The 7,132-nt window shown below is 73.1% G+C and carries 8 protein-coding genes; 5 read left to right on the forward strand and 3 right to left on the reverse strand.

Annotated elements, in window-relative coordinates; genetic code table 11:
• A partial coding sequence (locus AB0I76_RS18790; protein WP_357036777.1) for a hypothetical protein occupies nucleotides 1-846 on the forward strand: 846 nt, incomplete at its 5' end.
• A 69-nt stretch (nucleotides 847-915) separates the two neighbouring features.
• Here the strand turns inward: AB0I76_RS18790 and AB0I76_RS18795 are convergent.
• Nucleotides 916-1,752 (reverse strand): peptidylprolyl isomerase, encoded by an 837-nt coding sequence (locus AB0I76_RS18795; RefSeq protein ID WP_357036780.1) that lies wholly within the window; start codon nucleotides 1,750-1,752, stop codon nucleotides 916-918.
• 57 nt (nucleotides 1,753-1,809) lie between these two features.
• Nucleotides 1,810-2,697 (reverse strand): peptidylprolyl isomerase, encoded by an 888-nt coding sequence (locus AB0I76_RS18800; protein WP_357036783.1) that lies wholly within the window; start codon nucleotides 2,695-2,697, stop codon nucleotides 1,810-1,812.
• A 257-nt stretch (nucleotides 2,698-2,954) separates the two neighbouring features.
• Here AB0I76_RS18800 and AB0I76_RS18805 point away from each other — a divergent pair, with 257 nt between their 5' ends.
• From AB0I76_RS18805 to AB0I76_RS18815, 3 genes are all read left to right on the forward strand, one after another.
• Nucleotides 2,955-3,674 (forward strand): MBL fold metallo-hydrolase, encoded by a 720-nt coding sequence (locus AB0I76_RS18805; RefSeq protein ID WP_357036786.1) that lies wholly within the window; start codon nucleotides 2,955-2,957, stop codon nucleotides 3,672-3,674.
• A 57-nt stretch (nucleotides 3,675-3,731) separates the two neighbouring features.
• Nucleotides 3,732-5,054 (forward strand): histidine--tRNA ligase, encoded by a 1,323-nt coding sequence (hisS, locus tag AB0I76_RS18810; RefSeq protein WP_357036789.1) that lies wholly within the window; start codon nucleotides 3,732-3,734, stop codon nucleotides 5,052-5,054.
• 69 nt (nucleotides 5,055-5,123) lie between these two features.
• Complete coding sequence (locus tag AB0I76_RS18815; protein ID WP_357036792.1) at nucleotides 5,124-6,059, forward strand: acyl-ACP desaturase; 936 nt, start codon at nucleotides 5,124-5,126, stop codon at nucleotides 6,057-6,059.
• Nucleotides 6,060-6,128: 69 nt separating this feature from the next.
• Here AB0I76_RS18815 and AB0I76_RS18820 read toward each other — a convergent pair whose 3' ends face one another.
• Nucleotides 6,129-6,644 (reverse strand): PaaI family thioesterase, encoded by a 516-nt coding sequence (locus AB0I76_RS18820; protein ID WP_357036795.1) that lies wholly within the window; start codon nucleotides 6,642-6,644, stop codon nucleotides 6,129-6,131.
• 55 nt (nucleotides 6,645-6,699) lie between these two features.
• Between AB0I76_RS18820 and AB0I76_RS18825 the strand changes: the two genes are divergently transcribed.
• Nucleotides 6,700-7,132, forward strand: a 433-nt coding sequence (locus AB0I76_RS18825; protein ID WP_357036798.1) for a helix-turn-helix domain-containing protein, incomplete at its 3' end; no start/stop codon positions are given.

Below are 7,132 nucleotides of genomic sequence, written 5' to 3' on the forward strand. Positions count from 1 at the left end.
GTCGCCGCGCTGGTCCTGGCCGGCCGGCGGGACGTGCGCGGCGGACTGCTGCCGGCGTCCGCCGGGCGGCGGCCCCGGCGGTGGCTGCTCGGCTCGGTCGACGCCTTCGCGGTACGACGGCTGCTGCGCCCCCTCGCCGGCTGGGCGGCCGGGATCGCCGCGTACTTCCTGCTGATCGGCGTGCTCGCCGCCGAGATGACCGCCTTCCTGACCGACAACCCCCGCTTCGCCACGCTCGCCGCCGATGCCGGCTTCGGGGGTCTCGGCAGCGTCCGGGGCTACGCGGCGGCGTTGTTCGCGCTGCTCGCCGTCCCGGTCGGTGCCTTTGCCGCGGTGCGCATGGCGGCGTTCGCGGCGGCGGAGACCGATCGCCGGCTCACCGCGCTGCACGCCCAGCCGGTCACCCGGGGCCGGTTACTCGGCGCGGAGGTCCTCGCCACGCTCGCGGGCGTCGCGGTGCTCCTCACGGTCGCCGGGGTGGCCACCTGGTCCGGTGCCGCCACCGTCGGCGCAGACCTCCCGCTGGCCGCCGCCCTCGCCGGCACCGCGAACGTCGCTCCGATCGTGCTGCTCTGCCTGGGCGCGGCAGTCCTGGCCCTCGGGTGGAGGCCTCGTGCGGTGCTGGCGGTGGGGGTCCTGCCCGGCGCCGGCGGCTTCCTCTGGCAGGTCGTCGCGGACAGCGTCGGCGCGCCAGGGTGGGCCGCCGGCTTGTCACCGTTCCGCCACCTCGCCGCCGTCCCGGACGACGCCCCGAACGTCGCGGCCACCGTGGTCATGGCCGTGCTGGCCCTGCTCCTCGGCGTGGTGGGGGTGGTGCGGTACCAGCGGCGCGACCTGGCGTGCTGACGCGCCGGCCACCACACGACGAAGCGCCCGCCGGCGGATGCCGGCGGGCGCTGTCGCGTACGGCGGGGGTCAGCCCTGCGGGGCGCTCATGGTGAGCTTGTTGATGGTGATCTCCTTCTTCGGGTGACCACCACCGGCCTGCTGGGCGAACGCCTTGTCGTCACCGGCCGCCGCGACCTGCTTCACGATGTCCATGCCGCCGGTGATCGTGCCGAGGACGGTGTAGTTGGGGTCGAGCGGCGAGTCCCCGTAGACGATGAAGAACTGGCTGCCGGTGCTGCCCGGCTGGCCCGAGTTGGCCATCGCGATCACGCCCTCCGGGTACGGGGGACGCTGGTCGGTGGGGAGGTTCTCCTCGCTGAGCCGGTAGCTCGGGCCGCCGGTGCCGTCGGTCTCCCGCCAGCCCTTGCCGGTCGCGCTCGGGTCACCGCACTGGAGCACCTTGATGCCCTCGGTGACGAGCCGGTGGCACTTGCTGTTGTCGAAGAAGTTCTTCTCCGCCAGGTGGTTGAAGCTGGCCGCGGTGCAGGGCACCTTGGACCGGTCGACCTTGGCGGTGATCGGCCCGAGGTTGGTCTCGAGCGTCAGCGTCTGGGTGCCGGTGTTCGGCTGCTGGTTCGCCGGCAGCCCGACGTCCTTGATCTGCGGGGTCCGCTGGTCGGCCGGGATCTCGGTGAACGCGCACTGGGCGGCGCCCTGCGGTGTCGCCGTGGTGTCGGTCTGATCGTCGTCGCCGAGGGCGGACACCAGCCAGACCGTTCCGGCGACCACGAGCAGCAGGACCGCACCGGCCCCGACGACCGCCTGGGTCCGCCGCCGCCGCTGGGCACGGGCGGCCCGCTCGGCCATCTCCTTCTCGAGCCGGGCGCGGGCCGCCGCGCGCTGACGCTCTCTGGTGGACGTCACGCCTGGATCCTCCTGGGCTTTCGGACGCGGTCGGTGCCGCTCACGGTGGGTGGCCGGTCAGCCGGCGCTCGGGCTGGCCGCCGGGGTGCCCGACGCCGACGGGGCCGGGGTCGGAGTCACCTCGGCGGGGGCCGGCTCGGTGACGGTCAGGCTCTGCACGACCACGTCGTCGTCCTTGGGCTTGACCTTGGCTCCAGCCCCATTGTCCACGGTCGGCAGGGCGCCGATCTTCTCGACCGTGGCCAGACCGCCGGTGACCCGTCCGATGATCGAGTACTTCGGGTCGGCGGTGGTGAAGTCCTTGAAGAAGATCAGGAACTGGCTGCCGGTGACGCCCGGCGGCGTGGAGACCATGGCGACCGTGCCCTTCGGGTAGGTCGCGGGCGCGCCGGGCGCCGGGCTCGCCGACGGTGCCGGGTCGGGCACGTTCTCGTCGTAGAGCGAGTAGGTCGGGCCGCCGAGACCGGTGCCGCTGGGGTCGCCGCAGCGGACGGCGCCCTCGGTGGTGATCTCGTGGCACTTGGTGTTGTCGTAGAACGACTTGCTGGCCAGATGCGTGATGCTGGCCGCCGCGCAGGGCGCGGACGCCAGGTCCAGCTCGGCGGTGACCGGGGCGCCCTGGTTGGTGACGACGGTCATCGTCCGGGTGCCCTCGGTGGGCAGGCTCTTGGTGGCCGGCGTGCCGACGTCGCGGAGGTTGGTGTTCGCCGTGGCGTCCTGCGGGGTCCAGAGGCAGACGTCCTCGGCGGCGGTGTTCTCCTTCGGATCGGAGTCGAAGGCGCCCAGCGCCCACGCCGAACCGGCCACGACGAGCGCCAGGACGACGGCCGTGCCGACCCCGGCCTGGATCTGCCGCCGGCGCCTGGTCGCGGCCGCTCGCCGGACGAGCTGCCGGTCGAGCTTGGCCCGCGCGAGTTTGCGCTGCCGGTCCCTGCTGGAAGCCACCCGTGCTCCCCTTCCTTTACCCTGGTCCGTGGCGGTCGGGCGCCGCGCGCCCGCGCCGGTGGCAGGTGCGCCACGCCACACGCCCGCCAGAGTGTACGGCCACGGCCTGTGGATGTGGTGTACGAGGTCGGGGCTGCGGCTATCGGAACGTGTCACTGTCGGCTCCGGCCACCGGGTGCGGCGGGCCCGACGAATCCGTTCGTGCCGCCCGATAGGCTCGGATCGGGACCGGACATCTCGACGGAAGGGGAGCGGACGTGCTCGTGGCCGGCTTTCCCGCGGACGCCTTCGGCACCAACTGCTACGTGGTCGCCGCTGCGCCGGGGGAGCAGTGCGTGGTGGTCGACCCCGGCATCGGGGTGCTCGACCGGCTCGACGCGCTCCTGGCCGAGCACCGGTTGAACCCCGCCGCCGTGCTGCTGACGCACGGCCACCTCGACCACACCTTCTCGGTCGCCCCGGTCTGCGGCGCCCGTGGCATCACCGCGTACGTGCACCCGGGAGACCGGGAGATGCTCGCCGACCCGACCAAGGGGCTGTCCGCCGATCTCACCGCGCTGTTCGGCGGCCGGCTGCCCTACACCGAGCCGGAGGACGTGGCGGAGCTGGCCGACGGCGCCACCCTGAGCCTCGCCGGCTTGGAGATCACCGTCGACCACGCCCCCGGCCATACCGGCGGGTCGGTGCTGTTCCGGCTGCCGGCCACGGGCTCGTCGTGGGAGGCGGACCAGCTCTGCCTCTCCGGTGACGTCCTGTTCGCCGGCTCCATCGGGCGCACCGACCTGCCGGGCGGCAGCCTCCCGACGATGATGACCAGCCTGCGGGACAAGATCCTCCCGCTCGCCGACGACACCGTCGTCCTGCCCGGCCACGGCCCCGCGACCACCATCGGCCGCGAGCGCGCGACCAACCCGTACCTCCGCGAGGTGGCGGCGGACCGCGGCGCGCGACCGGCGGCACCCACCCGCGGCCTGTAGGACCGGCCGCACCACGACCTCCCCGCGCGCCGCCCGCGCGGGTGCCGAAGGAGCATCATGAGCAAGCCCACGCCCATCTCCGGCTTCCCGGAGTGGACGCCCGCCCAGCGGATGATCGAGCAGTACGTCCTCGACCGGATCCGCGCCACCTTCGAGCTGTACGGCTTCGCGCCGCTGGAGACCCGCGCGGTGGAGCCGCTGGACCAGCTGCTGCGCAAGGGGGAGACCTCCAAGGAGGTCTACCTGATCCGCCGGTTGCAGGCCGACGAGGACGGCCCGGCCGGTGACGACGCGCTCGGCCTGCACTTCGACCTGACCGTGCCGTTCGCCCGGTACGTGCTGGAGAACGCCGGCAAGCTCCAGTTCCCGTTCCGCCGCTACCAGATCCAGAAGGTGTGGCGGGGTGAGCGGCCGCAGGAGGGCCGCTACCGGGAGTTCGTCCAGGCCGACATCGACATCGTCGACCGGGACACCCTGCCGGCGCACTACGAGGCGGAGATGCCGCTGGTGATCGGCGACGCCCTGCGCTCGCTGCCGGTCCCGCCGGTGACGATCCAGGTCAACAACCGCAAGATCTGCGAGGGCTTCTACCGGGGGATCGGCCTGACCGACCCGGCGGCGGCGCTGCGCGCGGTGGACCGGCTGGACCGGGTCGGCCCGGCGAAGGTCGCCGAGCTGCTGGCCGAGACGGCCGGGGCGAGCGAGGCGCAGGCGAAGGCGTGCCTGGCCCTGGCCGAGATCTCCGCGCCGGACGCCTCCTTCGCCGACGCGGTCCGGGCCCTCGGCGTGACCGACCCGATGCTCGACGAGGGCGTCGAGGAGCTGGTCCGGGTGGTCGACACCGCCGCGGCGCACTCCCCGGGGCTCTGCGTGGCCGACCTGCGCATCGCCCGCGGCCTCGACTACTACACGGGCACCGTGTACGAGACGCAGCTCGAAGGGTACGAGCGGTTCGGCTCGGTGTGTTCCGGCGGCCGGTACGACAACCTGGCCAGCTCCGGCAACGTCCGCTTCCCGGGTGTGGGCATCTCGATCGGGGTCACCCGGCTGCTCGGGCTGCTCTTCGGCGCCGGTGCGCTGTCGGTGTCCCGGGACGTGCCGACCTGTGTCCTGGTCGCGGTCACCAACGAGGAGGAGCGGGCGGCCAGCAACGCCGTCGCCGAGGCCCTGCGGTCCCGGGGCATCCCGACCGAGGTGTCGCCGAGCGCCGCCAAGTTCGGCAAGCAGATCCGGTACGCCGAGCGGCGCGGGATCCCGTACGTCTGGTTCCCCGCTGCCGAGGGCGACCAGGTGAAGGACATCCGCTCCGGCGAGCAGGTGGCCGCGGCGGCCGGAACCTGGATGCCGCCCGCGGTGGACCTGAAGCCTCTGGTCAGCTGAGACATTACTGGCGCGTACGGCCGATCGGACCTACGGTGGCGTAAGTTACGCCACCGTAGGGAGATCGTCGTGACCACACTGAGCCAGACCGCCCTGCTGACCGAGCTGGAGCCGGTCGTGGAGAAGAACCTCGACCGGCACCTGTCGCTGGCGAAGGAGTGGTTCCCGCACGAGTACGTGCCGTGGAGCGAGGGACGCACCTTCGACGGGCCGCTCGGCGGGCAGGCGTGGTCCCCGGAGGACAGCACGGTCCCCGAGGTGGCCCGCACCGCCCTGATCGTCAACCTCCTCACGGAGGACAACCTGCCCTCGTACCACCACGAGATCGCGACGCTCTTCGGCCGGGACGGCGCCTGGGGGACCTGGGTGCACCGGTGGACCGCCGAGGAGGGGCGGCACGGCACCGCCATCCGCGACTACCTGACCGTCACCCGCGCGGTGGACCCGGTCGCCCTGGAACGGGCCCGGATGACGCACATGTCGGCCGGCTACCACAACGTCCACGGCGACGAGGTGCTGCACTCCCTGGCGTACGTCTCGTTCCAGGAGCTGGCCACCCGGATCTCGCACCGCAACACCGGGCGGGTGACCGGCGATCCGGCCTGCGAGGCGCTGCTGGCGCGGGTCGCGGCCGACGAGAACCTGCACATGGTCTTCTACCGCAACCTGCTTGGTGCGGCGTTCGAGCTGGCGCCCGGCCAGGCGATGCGCGCGGTGGCCGACGTGCTCGCCGACTTCCAGATGCCCGGCACCGGCATCGACGGTTTCGCCCGCAAGTCCGTGGCGATCGCCCTGGCCGGCATCTACGACCTGCGGCAGCACCGCGACGAGGTGGTCGTCCCGGTGCTGCGACAGTGGGACGTGTTCAGCGTGACCGGGCTCGACGCCGACGGCGAGGCCGCCCGGGACGAGATCGCCGAGCACCTCGACGCCCTGGAGCGCCACGCCGCGCGCTTCGAGGAGAAGCGCGACGCCCGCGCCGCCCGCCTGGCCACCCGAAGCTGACCGGGGTACCCCGGGCGCGACCGCAAGATCGCCGCCGAGGGGAGGAGGGCGCGGGCGGGGACGTGGGGGTCAGGCGGGGGAGTCCAGGGGGAAGAGGAGGCAGCTCGAGGTGGCGTGGGCTACCAGGCGGTCCCTCGTGTCGGTCAGGCGGGCCTCCGCCAGGGCGGTGCGGCGACCGCGCTGGAGCACGGTGCCCTCGCAGCGCAGGATGCCCGAGTTCACGGTGACCGGGCGGAGGAACTTCACGTTCAGGTCCAGCGAGGTGTAGCCGACGCCGACCGGCAGCGTGGTGTGCACCGCGCAGGCCGCGGCGGTGTCCAGCAGCGTGGAGATGACCCCACCGTGGACGGTGCCGAGCGGGTTGTAGTGGAACTCCTGCGGCATCAGCTCGACCGCGACGCGTCCCTCGTCGGCCTCCATCCGGGCGATGTCCACCAGGTGCATGATCGGCGGTGCGGCCAGCTCGCCGGCGATCATCGCCCGCAGCAGCTCCAGGCCGCTGCGTCGCCCGAGGTGGGCCGCGTTGATGCCCGGATCGGACCAGGAGAACGTACGGCTGCGCGCCGGGTCCTGCGTCTGCGTCATGGACTCAGCCTGCACCGCGTTGCTGAGTCTGTCAATCAGACCTAGCCTGGCGGGTATGAGACCCCCGGCACTGGACTGGTCGATCGAGAACTGCACCATCGCCCGCGCGATGGAGGTCCTCGGCGAGAGGTGGACCATGGTGGTGCTGCGCGAGGTCTTCAACGGCGTACGCCGCTTCGACGACATGCGGGTCCGTACCGGCATCCCCCGGCAGGTGCTCACCAACCGGCTGGCCACCCTCGTCGAGCAGGGGGTGCTGCGCCGCGAGCCGTACCGGGAGCCGGGCAGCCGGGTCCGGCACGAGTACCGGCTGACCGGCAAGGGCCTCGACCTCTGGCCGGTCCTGGTCGCGGTGCTCGAATGGGGTGACCGCTACCTCGCGGATCCGGAGGGTTCCCCGCTCGCCGTCGCCCACCGCGACTGCGGCGGCGAGGTCCGTGTCGAGCTGCGCTGCGAGCGTGGGCACGAGGTCGCCGGGCCGCGCGACG

It is taken from the genome of Micromonospora sp. NPDC049799 (genome assembly GCF_040656655.1).
Lineage (GTDB): Bacteria > Actinomycetota > Actinomycetes > Mycobacteriales > Micromonosporaceae > Micromonospora.